The sequence below is a fragment of the Streptomyces sp. NPDC088707 genome (assembly GCF_044752725.1).
Taxonomy (GTDB): domain Bacteria; phylum Actinomycetota; class Actinomycetes; order Streptomycetales; family Streptomycetaceae; genus Streptomyces.
The window spans coordinates 128,789-143,463 of the sequence record NZ_JBIVLV010000003.1; the positions used below are offsets into that span (position 1 = coordinate 128,789).

Below are 14,675 nucleotides of genomic sequence, written 5' to 3' on the forward strand. Positions count from 1 at the left end.
CGGCAGTCGACCCGGCGGCGGGCGACGAATCGCCGCTGCCACCGGGTCGGGGCGGGGGGGCTCCGGGCGGATGGCCCGCCAGACGGCCCCGGGCGGATACCCCGGGCAGGATGCCCCGGGCGGGGCTACTCCTCGGTCTTCGCCGACGAGCTCGGCTTGGCCGGCTTCGTCGCTGCCTTGTCGGAGGAGCCGGAGGCGGTGGAGCCGGGCTGCGGGGACGCCGAGCCGGAGGCCTTCGGCGGGGTCGAGGCCGTGGGCTTCTGGCAGCCGGGCTGCTTGGCCATCGCCTGGCCCAGCTCGCCCTCCTCCAGCTTGGACAGGGCGTTCTGGTCCATCTTCTCGATCCTGGTCAGACCGTCGGCGACACCCTGGAGGCCGTCCGCGAACTTCTGCTGGTTCGTCGGGTCCAGCGCGTCGACCTGCTTCTTGAGGCCCTCGTACGCCACCGCGGTGGCGTTGAGCTCCTTGATCGCGTCCTGCTGGACCGTCTCGCCGTTCTCCACGGGCGGCGCGCCGGCGCTCTCCACGGCCTTGGCCAGCGCCCGGTCGGCGTCGGCGATGTCCTGGAACGCCTTCGAGTCGGCCGCCTGGATCTCGGCGGGCTTGCTGTCCGCGGCCGTCGAGATGATGATCTGGTGGGCGTCGGCCCGCTTCTGGATCTGGGGCTTGGCCTGGTCGCAGAACGTCTTCGCCCAGTCGTCCACCTTGTTGCCCTCGTCGTCGCTGCAACCGGACAGCGCGAGCACGAGTACCGCGCCGCCGGACAGTGCGGCCGCAAGCTTCTTGTTCACCGGATCGGTCCCTTCCAAGGCTCTCGGCCCCGGAACATACACGCCGAACGGGCTACTTCCACCTTTCGTGCGACCGATTCACCCCGTATTGCAGTCTTTTGACCCAAGGGAGAGACCTCTCACGCGCCCCCGACGCGCCCGGGAATGAGACGGACACCACGCAGGAAGCCGGCGCGGACCGCGCGGCCGGAGCCGTAAGGGCATCACTCCCGGAGCCGTACGGGCATCACTCCCGCAGGGCCCGTACGGACGCCACGTCAGGACACCGTCACGGAACGCCTCTTGGAGACCCGTACGGCGGCGATGACGACGACCAGCGCGACCCCCGCGACCGCCGCCCGGAGCCCTGCGCTGGCGTCGTCCCCGTAACTGAACCGCACGACCGCAGGGGCGATGAGCAGCGCGACCAGGTTCATCACCTTCAGGAGCGGGTTGATCGCCGGTCCCGCCGTGTCCTTGAACGGGTCGCCGACCGTGTCCCCGATAACGGTCGCCTCATGCGCCTCGCTGCCCTTGCCGCCGTGGTTCCCGTCCTCGACCAGCTTCTTCGCGTTGTCCCAGGCGCCACCGGAGTTGGCGAGGAAGACGGCCATCAGGGCGCCCGTGCCGATCGCACCGGCGAGGTACGCCCCGAGCGCGCCGATGCCCAGCGCGAAGCCGACCGCGATCGGCGCCATCACCGCGAGCAGCCCGGGCGTGGCGAGTTCGCGCAACGCGTCCTTGGTGCAGATGTCGACGACCCGTCCGTACTCGGGTTTCTCGGTGAAGTCCATGATCCCGGGGTGCTCGCGGAACTGCCGCCGCACCTCGTAGACCACCGATCCGGCCGACCTCGACACGGCGTTGATCGCGAGCCCCGAGAAGAGGAACACCACCGCCGCGCCGAGGATGAGGCCGAAGAGGTTGTTGGGCTGGGAGATGTCCATCGAGAGGGTCAGCTCGTTCGCCTTCGCGCCGACCTCGGCGACCGAGGTGGCGATGGCGTCCCGGTACGAGCCGAACAGCGCCGCGGCCGCGAGGACGGCGGTGGCGATGGCGATGCCCTTGGTGATGGCCTTCGTCGTGTTGCCGACGGCGTCCAGATCGGTGAGGACCTGGGCTCCCGCCCCCCGCACGTCCCCGGACATCTCCGCGATGCCCTGGGCGTTGTCGGCGACCGGGCCGAAGGTGTCCATGGCGACGATCACGCCGACGGTGGTGAGCAGGCCCGTACCGGCGAGGGCGACCGCGAACAGCGCGAGCATGATCGAGGAGCCGCCGATCAGGAACGCCCCGTACACGGTGAGGCCGATCAGGAGCGCCGTGTAGACGGCGGACTCCATGCCCAGGGCCACGCCCGCGAGGACGACGGTCGCGGGGCCGGTGAGCGAGGACTTGCCGACGTCCCTGACCGGCCGGCGGCTCGTCTCCGTGAAGTAGCCGGTGAGCTGCTGGATGAGCGCGGCGAGCACGATCCCGAGGGCGACGGCGACCAGGGCGAGCACCCGGGGATCCCCGGCGTGCTCGCGGATGCCCGGCTCGGTGACGCCTTCGAGCTCGGCGTAGGAGGAGGGCAGGTACAGGAAGGCCGCGGCGGCGACTCCGGCGAGCGAGATCACGGCGGAGACGAAGAATCCGCGGTTGATCGCGCTCATCCCGCCGCGGTCGGAGCGTCGCGGGGAGACGGCGAAGATGCCGATCACCGCGGTGATCACGCCGATCGCGGGCACGATCAGCGGAAACGCCAGGCCGTGGTCGCCGAAGGCGGCCATGCCGAGGATGAGCGCGGCGACCAGGGTGACGGCGTACGACTCGAAGAGGTCGGCCGCCATGCCCGCGCAGTCGCCGACGTTGTCGCCCACGTTGTCGGCGATGGTGGCCGCGTTGCGCGGATCGTCCTCCGGGATGCCCTGCTCGACCTTGCCGACCAGGTCGGCGCCGACGTCGGCGGCCTTGGTGAAGATGCCGCCGCCGACACGCATGAACATGGCGATGAGCGCGGCGCCGAGGCCGAATCCCTCCAGGACCTTGGGCGCGTCGGCGGCGTAGACGAGCACGACGCACACGGCCCCGAGCAGTCCGAGGCCCACCGTGCACATGCCGACGACCCCGCCGGTGCGGAACGCGATCCGGGTGGCCCGGTGGGCCACCTCCGTCAGGTTCCTCTCCGGTTCGCCCTCGGCCGGCGTGGCCTCCCGGGCGGCCGCGGCGACCCGCACGTTGGCCCGTACGGCGAGCCGCATGCCGATGTACCCGGTGAGCACCGAGAAGAGCGCCCCGACCAGGAAGAAGAGGGAGCGCCCGGCGCGCTGAGACCAGTCGTCCGCGGGCAGCAGCATCAGCAGGAGGAACACGGCGACCGCGAAGACGGCGAGGGTCCGCAGCTGTCGCGCGAGGTAGGCGTTGGCCCCCTCCTGCACGGCGGCGGCGATCTCCCTCATCCGCTCGGTGCCCTCACCGGCCCTGAGCACCTGGCGGACGAGAAGCCGCGCGACGACCAGCGCGGCGAGGGCGACGGCGCCGACCACATACACGATCGTCCGGTTCCCGCTCGTGAGCACCGCCGCGGCGAGAGATGTGGGGTACATGGGGACGGATCATAGGGAGACAAACCGGAACGTACGGGGATGCCGGAAACCCCCGCGCGGATGCACCAATCAGCGGCCGGGGGGCGGGGGGCGGCGGCAGGGAGGGCAGGGGGCAGGTCGGATTCGGGTTCAGGGCCGGGAGGACAGGTTGGGAGGCCGGGCCGGGGTCTCGGGCCGGGAGGCCGGGCCGGGAGGCCGGGCCGGGCTCTCGGGCGGCGGGCGGTTCCGGCGCAACGAGAAGAGGCCCTGCGGGGCAGGGCCTCTTCTCGTTGCGCTTCGTGGCTCCGTTCGGGTCAGGACAGGACGTCCGCCGAGTTCACCGGCCAACTCATCCGGATGGTGCCGCCGTCCTCGCCGGCGCTCACCTCGACATCGTCGACGAGCCCGCGGATCACCGCGAGCCCCATCTCGTCCTCACCGTCGGCGTCGTCGAAATCCTCGGCCGGGGCCGCTTCCCGCGCGCCGGGGACACCGGCGGCATCGGCCGCCGCGACCCCCGCACCCGGGACCTCGTCGCCGACCTCGATGGAGAACGTCTTCTCCTCCTCGGTCAGCACGACCCTGATGGGCGTCGTCACGTCGTTGCTGCGGTGCAGCCCGACGGCACGCGAACACGCCTCGCCGACGGCGAGCCGCACCTCGTCGAGGACCGCCTCGTCGACCCCCGCCCGGCGCGCCACCGCGGCCGCCACCAGGCGGGCCGTACGGACGTGCTCGGGCTGAGCGCTGAAGCGGAGTTCAACGGTGGCCATACGAACCCCCTGGACTCAGTCGACGGCGTTGACGGCCTCGTCGACCGAGGTGTGGATCGGGAACACCTTGGTGAGACCCGTGATCCGGAAAATCTTCAGAATGCGCTCCTGGTTGCAGACCAGACGCAGCGAGCCCTCATGGGCACGAACGCGCTTCAGGCCGCCGACGAGCACGCCGAGGCCGGTGGAGTCGAGGAAGTCCACGCCCTCCATGTCGACGACCAGGTGGTAGCTGCCGTCGTTCACCAACTCGACCAACTGCTCGCGCAGCTTGGGCGCGGTATACACATCAATCTCGCCACCGACCTCGACGACCGTACGGTCACCACCAGCGCCGGACACATTGCGAGTCGACAGGGACAGGTCCACGGATCCTCCAGCACCTTGCTATCGAACGATCGTTCCCACTGGGTCTCCCGGGCGGAGTCAGGGCACTGATCGCCAGCCGCGATGGCATTCAATCACTTACCAGCAGCCATGCACGACGCCTTGGAAGCATTGTCCGTCATGGCAGTGACACACTCGGAGCCGATGGCCAAGAATCAGCGCCCCCGTCGACCGGCCGGAGACACGGGCAGCCGCCCCTCTCCCGGCATGGTCCTCGACCGGCTCTCCTCGGGCGAGAGCCGGGCCGCGCGCATCACTCATATGGAGCACATGCCCGCCCGGGAGGGTCGTCATGCAGTCTGGCCGCATCGCATCCGTCCGGAAGTGATCGCGGCGATCGAGGCGGCCGGAATCGAGCACCCGTGGGCCCATCAGGCGGCGGCCGCCGAGCACGCCCTGGACGGCGAGAACGTGGTGATCGCCACCGGAACCGCGTCCGGCAAGTCGCTCGCCTACCTCGCCCCGGTCCTGAGCACCCTCCTGGACGGCTCGGAGGCCCCGAACGGCCGCGGGACCACCGCCCTGTACCTCTCGCCCACCAAGGCCCTCGCCGCCGACCAGCGGCGCGCCGTCCGGGAACTGGCCGCCCCGCTCGGCAACCGGATCCGCCCCGCCGTCTACGACGGCGACACGCCCGTCGAGGAACGCGAGTGGGTCCGCCAGTACGCGAACCACGTGCTGACCAACCCCGACATGCTGCACCGGGGCATACTCCCCTCCCACCCCAGGTGGGCCTCCTTCCTGCGCTCCCTGCGCTACGTCGTGATCGACGAGTGCCACACCTACCGGGGCGTCTTCGGCTCCCACGTCGCCCAGGTGCTGCGCCGACTGCGCCGGATCTGCGCCCGGTACGGCTCCGCACCGGTCTTCCTCCTCGCCTCCGCCACCTCCGCCGAACCCGCCCTCGCCGCCGGCCGCCTCACCGGCCTGCCGGTCACCGAGGTCTCCGACGACGCCTCCCCGCGCGGCGAGCTGGTCTTCGCCCTGTGGGAGCCGCCGCTGACCGACCTGCACGGCGAGCGCGGCGCGCCCGTGCGCCGCACGGCCACCGCGGAGACCGCGGACCTGCTGACCGACCTGACCCGCCAGGGCGTCCGCTCGGTCGCCTTCGTCCGCTCCCGGCGCGGCGCCGAACTGATCTCGGTGATCGCCCAGGAACGCCTCGCCGAGACCGACCGCGCCCTCGCCCGCCGGGTCGCCGCCTACCGCGGCGGCTACCTCCCCGAGGAGCGCCGGGCCCTGGAGCGGGCCCTGCACTCCGGCGAACTCCTCGGCCTGGCCGCCACGACCGCCCTGGAGCTGGGCGTCGACGTCTCGGGTCTGGACGCGGTCCTGATCGCCGGCTACCCGGGCACCCGGGCCTCCCTGTGGCAGCAGGCGGGCCGAGCCGGCCGCTCGGGCGAGGGCGCCCTGGCGATCCTGATCGCCCGCGACGACCCGCTGGACACCTTCCTGGTCCACCACCCGGAGGCGATCTTCGACCAGCCGGTCGAGTCGACCGTCCTCGACCCCGACAACCCGTACGTCCTCGCCCCCCATCTGTGCGCCGCCGCCGCGGAGCTCCCGCTGACCGAGGCGGACCTGGACCTCTTCGGCCCTGCGGTCCCCGACCTGCTGCCCCAGCTGGAGGGCGCCGGCCTGCTGCGCCGCCGCTCCGCCGGCTGGTACTGGACCCGCCGCGAGCGGGCCGCCGACCTCACGGACATCCGGGGCGGTGGCGGCAGCCCCGTCAGGATCGTGGAGGCCGGCACCGGCCGGCTGCTCGGCACCGTCGACGAGGCCGCCTCCCACACGGCCGTCCACGACGGCGCCGTCCACCTCCACCAGGGCCGCACCTACCTGGTGCGGGAGCTCGACCTCAAGGACTCCGTGGCGCTCGTGGAGGAGGCGGTCCCGCCGTACTCCACCACCGCCCGCGACACCACCTCCATCGCCGTCCTGGACACCGAGACCGAGATCCCCTGGGGATCCGGCCGCCTCTGCTTCGGCTCCGTCGAGGTCACCAACCAGGTCGTCTCCTTCCTGCGCCGCCGTCTGATCACGGGCGAGGTGCTCGGCGAGACCAAGCTCGACCTGCCGCCCCGCACCCTGCGCACCCGGGCCGTGTGGTGGACGGTCACGGAGGACCAGCTCGACGCCGCCCGGATCACCCCGGAGATCCTCGGGGGCGCCCTGCACGCCGCCGAGCACGCCTCCATCGGCATGCTGCCGCTCTTCGCCACCTGCGACCGCTGGGACATCGGCGGAGTCTCCGTACCGCTCCATCCGGACACCCTGCTGCCCACCGTCTTCGTGTACGACGGCCACCCGGGCGGCGCGGGGTTCGCCGAGCGCGCCTTCCACACGGCCCGCGCCTGGCTGACGGCCACCCGGGAGGCCATCGCCTCCTGCGAGTGCGAGGCGGGCTGCCCGTCCTGCATCCAGTCCCCGAAGTGCGGCAACGGCAACGACCCCCTCCACAAGCGCGGTGCGGTCCGCCTCCTCACGGAGATCCTCCGCGAGGCCCCGGAGCCCCCGAAGACACCTGAGGCGCCGGAGACACCCGAGAGACCTGAGACGCCGCCGGTGGAGGTGCCTGAGGTCCCGCCCGGGACCTGACCTCCGGCCGGTAGGGGCCCCGCCCGACCCGGGCGGTCACCTCCGCGAGCTCGCCCCGCACCGCGCAGCCCACCAGCTCGGCGCCCTGTGCCGCAGCCACCCGGACGGCGGCGGCACAGGCCTCCGCCTCACCCCACAGCGCCCGGTCGGCGGCGGCGAGCGCCGCCAGGTCCGCCGCCCCGCCCGCCCGGTGCCTGGCCGCCACCGCCTGCCCGAGCGCGAGCACCGCCCCGAACACCACGCACAGCGCACAGGCCGCGAACGCCACCCACACGGTCGCCGCGCCCCGGTCCCGGTCCCGCGCGCCGGCCGTCACGACGGGGCTCCGCTCTCCGGGACGCCCGGCGCCGAGCCGCCGAACGCGGTGTCCTCCGCGAGCGCCGCTGCCTCCGCCCGCAGGGTCAGCCCCATGCCCCCGGGACCCGGCGCCGGAACCTCCACCGTCACCCGCCACAGCTCCCCCGACCGCGTCACCGCGACCCGGGCACCCTGGGGCGCGGCGGACCTCGCGGCCGACTCGGCGGAGGCCACGGGCTCGGCACGGGCCGCGACCCGTGCCCCGGCCCGCGCCGCGTCCACACAGCGGATCTGCGCGGCGGCCGCCGCCAGCGCCCAGAGCAGGGTGACCGTGAAGAGGGCGAGGACAGGCAGCACCAGCGCCGCCTCCACGGTCACGAAACCCCGGTCAGAACGGCGCATCGAGAGCCTTTCCGATCATCGACTCCAGCGCTCCCGAGACCGCGTCGCTGGTCACGATCTTGTACAGGACCGCGGCGAACCCGGCCGCCGCGATCGTCCCCACCGCGTACTCGGACGTGGTCATCCCCTCGTCCCGGCGCGCCGCCTCCCGCCGCGCCCGCCACCAACCGGCCCTCGCCGCCTTGACTCCCATGTCGACCTCCTCGATCCGTCGTTCTCGTCGTGCCATGCCGTTCATCCGTCCAGAAGTCCCGTCGCCAGGCCGATCACCACCGGGGCCACACCCACCGCCAGGAAGGCCGGCAGGAAGCAGAGCCCCACGGGCCCGCTGATCAGCACCTGCGCCCGGCGCGCCCCGGCCGCCGCCGTCCGGGCGCGGGCCGCTCGCAGCGCGGCCGCGTGCCGGGCCACCGCCTCCGCCGCGGGCGCTCCCGAGGAGCCGGCCCGTTCCATGCAGCGGGCAAGGCCTAAGGCACCCGGTATCGCGCCGAACCTCCGCCACACCTCGGCCGGTTCGCCGCCGAGCCGCAGTTCGGCCGCCGTACGGGTCAGTCGTTCGCCCAGCGCGCCGCCGAGGGACCGTCCGACGGCCTCCGCCGCCTCACCGGGCCCGGCTCCTGCCGAGGCACAGGCAGCCAACAGATCGGCGGCCAGCGGAAGATGCCGCACCGCGTCGTCCTCGGCCTCCGCCGGCGCGGCGGCCCCGCGCGCCTGGCCGCGCCTGGCGGCCGCGGCCACCAGGACAGCCGCCACCAGACCGCCGAACACGCCGAAGAGCACCCAGCCGAGCCCGGCCGCCCCGAGGGGCGCCGCCCCGTACCCCACCCACCGCGGCAGCCCGGACGGAACCTTCCGCAGTCGCGTGGCCGAGGCCGGCGTCGGGGTGGAGGGCTGGGCCGGGGTCGAGGTCGAGGTCGGGGTCGGGGTCTGGCTCTGGGTCTGGGTCGGCAGCAGGTCTCGGAGCCTCCGCCGCATCCCGCGCGCCCTCCGCCGGCACACCAGCTCCCGCACCCCCTGCTCGCAGCAGACGATCGCCAAGGCCGCCACCGCGGCCGCCTGCACGGCCCCCCTCACGCCCGCTCCCCTCCTCGGACGATCCGCGCGGCCCACCACAGTCCGGCCGCCTCCAGAGCCCCGCCCACGACGAGGCAGCCCAGGCCCGCCGGTGTGTGCAGCAGCACCCGCAGCGGGTCCGCGCCCAGCGCCGCGCCGAGCGCGACACCGGCGAGCGGCAGCACCGCGAGGACGGCCACCGTCGCCCAGGCCCCGGCAAGTTCGGCGCGCAGCCGCTCGCCCTGCTCACGGTGGTCCCGCAGGGCCGCTTCGAGCCGGTCGAGCCCGGCGGCCAGGCCCGCGCCGCCGTCCACGGCCACCTGCCAGCACGCCGCCATGCCCGCGAGCCCGTCGGCGCCGTCCTGCCCGGCCGCTCTCCGCAGGGCCTCCGGCACGTCCCCGCCGAACCGGGCCGCCGCGAGCACCGCCGCCTCCTCGCCGCCGAGCGCGCCCGTCTCACGGGCCGCGAAGGACAGGGCCTGCGCGGGCTGCCAACCGGCCCTCAGCTCCCCCACGACGGCCCCGCACAGGGCCACCACGCGCTCGGCCCGCGCCTCGCGTTCCCTCCGGCGCCCGGCCTCCCGCAACCGCCGCCCGACGACCGGCACCGCGACCGCCCCCAACACCAGTGGCAGCAGCGACTCTCCGAGCACCGCGACGACTCCCGCCGCCGGCAGACACAGCCAGGCCCTCCGCCCCCGCAGCACGGCCCACCAGCGCGCGGCCACCGCCGACCACACCGCAGGGCCACCGGCGACCGCGGGGAGCCCGGCGCCCCCACCGGCGAGCAGCATCCGCGCCCGGCCCGTGACGCGCCTCCGCTCGGCCGCCTCCCACAACGCCACGACCGCGCAGACCGCCAACGCCGCCTGGGCCACGTCCCGTACCGACCACCCCGTCGTACTCACGATCCCCCTCCGATCAGCGACCTCAGCCGCTCCCAGCCCCGCTCCCGCACGAACCCGGCCGGGTCCCACCGCAGCGCGGGAACCGTCCGCACCAGGCCGTCCCGGTCCCGCTCCAGGACGTGCGCCTCGGCGATCCGCCGCCGCCCGTCCCGGTCGCGCGCCAGATGGAGCACGACCGACAGACCCGCCCCCAACTGGCTGTGCAGCGCTGCCCGGTCGAGCCCGGCCGCCGTCCCCAGGGCTTCGAGACGCGCCGGCACGTCCGCCGCGGTGTTGGCGTGGACCGTGCCCGAGCCGCCCTCATGGCCGGTGTTGAGAGCGGCGAGCAGATCGACCGCCTCACCGCCCCGGACCTCGCCGACCACCAGCCGGTCCGGCCGCATCCGCAGCGCCTGCCGGACCAGGTCCCGCAGCGTCACCAGTCCGGCGCCCTCCTGGTTCGCGGGCCGCGCCTCCAGACGCACCACGTGCGGATGGTCGGGCCGCAGCTCCGCCGAGTCCTCGGCCAGGACGATCCGCTCCCGCTCTCCCACCAGGCCGAGGAGGGAGGCGAGCAGTGTGGTCTTCCCTGTCCCCGTCCCACCGCTGACCAGGTACGACACCCGGGCGTCGATGAGCGCGCGCAGGATGGGGGCGCCGCCCGGCGGCACCGTCCCCGCCGCCGCGAGCTCCTCCAGGGTGAAAGCGCGCGGGCGGACCACCCGGAGCGACAGACAGGTCGAACCGACCGCCACCGGTGGCAGCACCGCGTGCATCCGGGTGCCGTCGGGCAGTCGCGCGTCCACCCAGGGCCTGGCGTCGTCGAGCCTGCGGCCGGCCACCGCCGCGAGCCGTTGAGCGAGCCTGCGCACGGCGGCGGCGTCCGTGAAGGACACCGGTGCCCGCTCCAGTCCGGCGCCCCGGTCCACCCACACCCGGTCGGGTGCGGCGACCAGGACGTCCGTGACGGCCGGGTCGGCGAGCAGCGGTTCAAGCGGTCCGCTGCCGATCAGCTCACACCGCAACTCCTCTGCCACACCCAGCACTTCCGCGTCACCGAGCAGCCGACCCTGCGCCCTGAGCGCCGCCGCGACCCGCGCCGGGGTGGGCTCGGACCCGCTTGCCGCGAGCCGCTGCCGCACCGCGTCGAGCAGCCCCGCGCCGCCGCCCGCGCCCCCGGTCACACCGCACCACCTGAGGCGAGGGCGTGCGCCCAGAAGGCGTCGCAGAACCGGCCGAGGGGGCCGCGGGGCTCGGCGCCCGGCGGTACACCCGCGTCCTGGTCGGCCACGATCCCCGGGTCGTAGGGGAGTTCACCGGCGAGCGGCAGCCGCAGCGCGTCGGCGATCCATCGCTCGTCGAGCCCGGCCGCGTACGGTCCGCGGACCACGGCCCGCAGGTCGCGCACCCCCATGGAGAGGGTCGACGCCACTCGGTGCGCGGCCGCGACGGCCCTCAACTCGCCCGGCACGACGAGCAGTCCGAGGTCGAGCTGGGCCAGGGCCTCGACGGCCGCCCGGTCGGCCGCGCGCGGCAGGTCGACCACGACGACCCCGCCCCGGCGGCGGGCCGCGGCGAGCACGGACCGCACGGCCTCGGCCGGCACCGACGCCGCGGGCTCCCTGCCCCAGCTGAGCACCCGGACACCCCGCACGGACGGCAGCGACTCCTCCAGGGCGCCGCCGGCCAGCCGGCCCTTCGAGGCCGTGAAGTCGGGCCATCGTCTGCCCTGCTCGCGCTCGCCGCCGAGCAACACGTCGAGTCCCCCGCCCAGGGGGTCGCCGTCGACGAGCAGGGTGCGCCGCCCGGATCGCGCGGCAGCCAGGGCCAGACCGCAGGCCAGGGTGGAGGCGCCCGCGCCGCCTCGCCCGCCGACGACCCCGACGGTCATGGCCTGCCGGCCCACACCCTCGGACGCGTCGGCGATGCGGTCGACGAGGAGGCCCTCGGCGTCCGGCAGCCGCAGGACGCACTCGGCCCCGATCTCGACGGCGAGCCGCCACACCCCCGAATCGTCCCGGTCGCGCCCGACGAGGACGGTCCCCGGGCGACGCGCCGCTCCCCGGCATCGCTCCGCGACGTCGTCGCCGACCAGGACGAGCGGCGGATCGGTCCAGCTCGCCCGCCGCTCCGGCACGCGGTGGTGCACCTCGGGTTCGACCCCGGCCGCCGCGCACAGCCGCAGGAGGTCGTCGAGCAGGCCGAGGTCCTCGGTGACGATCAACGGCCCCGTGCGGAGCTGCTCTCGGGTGCCGGGCCGGTCCGGACCACTCGGCACCGGGGCCCGGTCCGCCCCGCCCGGCACCGAGGTCCGCCTCGCACCCCTGCCCCCGGAAGTCCTGGATGCCTCCATGGCCCACACCCCTCTCGTGATTCCTGCCGTTCGCGAACTTCGCGACAGGAATCACCGTGGGGCCGAACCGGAAATCCTGGGGATCTTGCCGAAAAACTGGGGATATCCGAAGCCCTGTGAATAACTTCGTCACCCCTCCGGGGGCTGCCCGGAACGCATCCTGCCGGTTACTGTGAGTGAGGAATCGAAGGCCCGGCAGAGCGCCGGACGATGCGCGGCCGACGGCCGGGAGGAAGGAGGCGGGCGATGCCCCAGAGCGCCGAAACGGCTCCGGACATGCGACGACCCCCGCCGGGGGGGAGAGCGGGGGTCGTCTCTCCGGCCGACTCGGGGGGGGAGGAGCCGGACCGGGTTAGCACGGTCGCGAACGATCCGTGACTTCCATGGTGTACCCGAGAGCCTTCTCAGGCAAACCCACGCGCCCCAGCGTACGCCGAATGGCGGGCACCTATGCTCAGGCTTGTGGAAAACCACTCCTTGCCGCGCACAGCCGCCTTCTTTGACCTGGACAAGACGGTCATTGCGAAGTCCTCGACGCTGACCTTCAGCAAGTCCTTCTACCGGGGCGGACTGATCAGCCGCCGCGCCGCCCTGCGGACGGCCTACATCCAGTTCGTCTTCCTGGCAGGTGGGGCCGATCACGACCAGATGGAGCGGATGCGTGAATATCTTTCCGCGCTCTGCAAAGGCTGGAACGTGGCCCAGGTGAAGGAGCTCGTCGCCGAGACCCTTCACGACCTGATCGACCCGATCATCTACGACGAGGCCGCCTCTCTCATCGAGAAGCACCACGCCGCCGGCCGCGACGTCGTGATCGTCTCGACCTCCGGCGCCGAGGTCGTCGAGCCGATCGGCGAGATGCTCGGCGCCGACCGGGTCGTCGCCACCCGGATGGTGGTCGGCGAGGACGGCTGCTTCACCGGTGAGGTGGAGTACTACGCCTACGGGCCGACGAAGGCGGAGGCCGTCCGGGAGCTCGCGAAGTCCGAGGGCTACGACCTCTCGCGCTGCTACGCGTACAGCGACTCGGCGACCGACATCCCCATGCTGGAGGCCGTCGGCCACCCGCACGTGGTCAATCCGGACCGGGCGCTGCGCCGTGAGGCCGTGGCTCGGGAATGGCCGGTTCTCGCCTTCGAGAAGCCGGTACGGCTCAAGCAGCGGCTGCCCGAATTCCGCATGCCGCCCCGTCCCACGCTCGTCGCCGCGGCGGCGGTGGGCGCGGCGGCCGTGGGGGCCGGACTCGTCTGGTACGCCGCCCGGCGCCGGCAGGCCGCGCTCGCCCCTCGGCTCACGGATGACTTTGCCCGAATTTGAGCAATGAGCAGAGAAGTGGACCCAGCACTTTCGCTTCTACCCCGACAGGAGTAGAAAGGAATCAGGCCCGCGAGACCGAGGACATCCGAGAGGATCACCTGTTGAGCATGAAGGCCCCACGGACCTAGCACAGAAACCGAGCACCCACGCGACGTCGACCCGTCGATTACGGGCCAGCCGCACCAGGCCACGGGCAAAGTTCCCGGCCTGATGGGCACATATTCGAGGACGCCTGGTAACTGGGTAGACGTGCCAGCGGCGGTACCAGAACTGGTGCCGCCGCAACCCGTTCCGGGCCCCGCGAGGGGCCCGGATTCGTTTGCCGGGACCGGGATTCGGACCCGGGCAGCCGACCGCGTGCACGAGCCCGGGGATTCGGGCCCGCGCCGCCGTCCCCGCCGTTCCGGGCCAGGCCGCGCCGTCCCGGTGCAGCCCCCGCCGTTCCAGATCAGGCCGCGCCGCGCTGGAGGGCCTCGCACACGGCCGTCGACTCGCGGACACCGAGTTCGACCGAGCGTCCGCAGTGCGCGATCCAGCCGCCCACGCCCTCCGGCGTCCCGGACAGGTAGCCCTCGAAGGCGGCGAGGTAAGCGGCCCGTCCCTGCTCCGCGTGACCGACCTCCGCCGGGCAGATCGCCTTGGGGTCGAGGCCGCTGCCGACCAGCGCGATCCGCTCGGCGGCGCGTGCCACCAGGCCGTTGTACGAGGTGAAGGGGCGCAGTGCGAGCAGCTCGCCGTGGACCACGGCGGCCGTCACGAGCGCGGGGGCCTCGCCGCCCGCGACGATGAGCTCCGCCAGGCCGTCGAGTCGTCCGCCGACCTCGGCGGGCGTCGGCAGCGGGGCCGTGACCAGCGGCTCGTCGACCGACTCGCCGTCCAGCCGGGGCCGGCCCACCGATGCGCCCGGGTCGCCCGCGGCGACCAGGTGGAGCCGGGCGAGGACCCGCAGCGGCGACTGGCGCCAGATGGAGAGCAGCTGACCGGCCTCCGCGCCGAGGCGCAGCGCGGCGCCGACCGTGCGGGCCTCGGCGTCGGCGCTGAAGTCGGTGCGGCGGCGGACCTCTTCCAGGGCCCAGTCGGCCCCGGAGAGCGCGGCCGAGCCGCGCGCCCCGCGCAGGGCCGCCTCGGAGGAGATCTCGTTGCTGCGGCGGCGCATCACACGGTGGCCGTAGACCCGGTCGACGGCCTTGCGTACGGAGTCCACCGCGTCGGCGACGCCCGGCAGGGAGCCGAGGGCGGCCAAGGGGTCAGAGGCGTGCGTACTCATAAGT

The 14,675-nt window shown here is 73.9% G+C and carries 14 protein-coding genes; 2 read left to right on the top strand and 12 right to left on the bottom strand.

Annotation, left to right across the window (positions count from 1 at the left end; translation table 11 throughout):
* Positions 1-125: 125 nt before the first annotated feature.
* The 4 genes from ACIP84_RS11325 to ACIP84_RS11340 all read right to left on the bottom strand — a co-directional run bounded on the left by ACIP84_RS11325 (position 126) and on the right by ACIP84_RS11340 (position 4,479).
* Positions 126-791, bottom strand: coding sequence for a small secreted protein (locus tag ACIP84_RS11325; protein ID WP_355964141.1), 666 nt, complete (start codon positions 789-791; stop codon positions 126-128).
* Positions 792-1,048: 257 nt separating this feature from the next.
* Entirely contained in the window at positions 1,049-3,358 is a 2,310-nt protein-coding gene (locus tag ACIP84_RS11330) for a sodium-translocating pyrophosphatase (protein ID WP_401797353.1), read from the bottom strand.
* Positions 3,359-3,651: 293 nt separating this feature from the next.
* Complete coding sequence (locus tag ACIP84_RS11335; protein ID WP_355964144.1) at positions 3,652-4,110, bottom strand: ATP-binding protein; 459 nt, start codon at positions 4,108-4,110, stop codon at positions 3,652-3,654.
* A gap of 15 nt (positions 4,111-4,125) precedes the next feature.
* Entirely contained in the window at positions 4,126-4,479 is a 354-nt protein-coding gene (locus ACIP84_RS11340) for an STAS domain-containing protein (RefSeq protein ID WP_015034520.1), read from the bottom strand.
* A gap of 81 nt (positions 4,480-4,560) precedes the next feature.
* Between ACIP84_RS11340 and ACIP84_RS11345 the strand changes: the two genes are divergently transcribed.
* Positions 4,561-7,095, top strand: a complete 2,535-nt coding sequence (locus tag ACIP84_RS11345) for a DEAD/DEAH box helicase (protein ID WP_401797357.1) — start codon at positions 4,561-4,563, stop codon at positions 7,093-7,095.
* Here the strand turns inward: ACIP84_RS11345 and ACIP84_RS11350 are convergent.
* From ACIP84_RS11350 to ssd, 7 genes are read right to left on the bottom strand one after another with little or no spacing between them, the layout of a single operon-like run.
* Entirely contained in the window at positions 6,980-7,411 is a 432-nt protein-coding gene (locus ACIP84_RS11350) for an Rv3654c family TadE-like protein (protein WP_401797360.1), read from the bottom strand. The genes ACIP84_RS11345 and ACIP84_RS11350 overlap by 116 nt on opposite strands.
* The gene (locus ACIP84_RS11355) at positions 7,408-7,794 is read right to left on the bottom strand and encodes a TadE family type IV pilus minor pilin (RefSeq protein ID WP_401797362.1); all 387 of its coding nucleotides are present in this window, start codon (positions 7,792-7,794) and stop codon (positions 7,408-7,410) included. The genes ACIP84_RS11350 and ACIP84_RS11355 overlap by 4 nt, the downstream gene beginning before the upstream one ends.
* On the bottom strand, positions 7,781-8,023 hold the full coding sequence (locus ACIP84_RS11360) for a DUF4244 domain-containing protein (protein ID WP_401797365.1): 243 nt from the start codon (positions 8,021-8,023) through the stop codon (positions 7,781-7,783). Before ACIP84_RS11360 ends, ACIP84_RS11355 begins: the two co-directional genes overlap by 14 nt.
* Positions 8,024-8,028: 5 nt before the next feature.
* Positions 8,029-8,868 carry a type II secretion system F family protein gene (locus ACIP84_RS11365; protein WP_401797368.1) on the bottom strand — a complete coding sequence of 280 codons (840 nt, stop codon included), beginning with the start codon at positions 8,866-8,868 and terminating at the stop codon, positions 8,029-8,031.
* A complete protein-coding gene (locus ACIP84_RS11370; protein WP_401797371.1) occupies positions 8,865-9,755 on the bottom strand; it encodes a type II secretion system F family protein in 891 nt (296 codons plus the stop codon). The genes ACIP84_RS11365 and ACIP84_RS11370 overlap by 4 nt, the downstream gene beginning before the upstream one ends.
* Positions 9,752-10,918, bottom strand: a complete 1,167-nt coding sequence (locus tag ACIP84_RS11375) for a TadA family conjugal transfer-associated ATPase (protein ID WP_401797374.1) — start codon at positions 10,916-10,918, stop codon at positions 9,752-9,754. Before ACIP84_RS11375 ends, ACIP84_RS11370 begins: the two co-directional genes overlap by 4 nt.
* Positions 10,915-12,087, bottom strand: a complete 1,173-nt coding sequence (gene ssd / locus ACIP84_RS11380) for a septum site-determining protein Ssd (protein ID WP_401797377.1) — start codon at positions 12,085-12,087, stop codon at positions 10,915-10,917. The genes ACIP84_RS11375 and ssd overlap by 4 nt, the downstream gene beginning before the upstream one ends.
* A gap of 450 nt (positions 12,088-12,537) precedes the next feature.
* Between ssd and ACIP84_RS11385 the strand changes: the two genes are divergently transcribed.
* Positions 12,538-13,404: an HAD family hydrolase gene (locus ACIP84_RS11385; RefSeq protein ID WP_401797380.1), complete on the top strand. Its 867-nt coding sequence runs from the start codon at positions 12,538-12,540 to the stop codon at positions 13,402-13,404.
* A gap of 448 nt (positions 13,405-13,852) precedes the next feature.
* Here the strand turns inward: ACIP84_RS11385 and ACIP84_RS11390 are convergent, their stop codons facing one another.
* Complete coding sequence (locus tag ACIP84_RS11390; protein WP_355964157.1) at positions 13,853-14,671, bottom strand: oxidoreductase; 819 nt, start codon at positions 14,669-14,671, stop codon at positions 13,853-13,855.
* Positions 14,672-14,675: the final 4 nt, after the last annotated feature.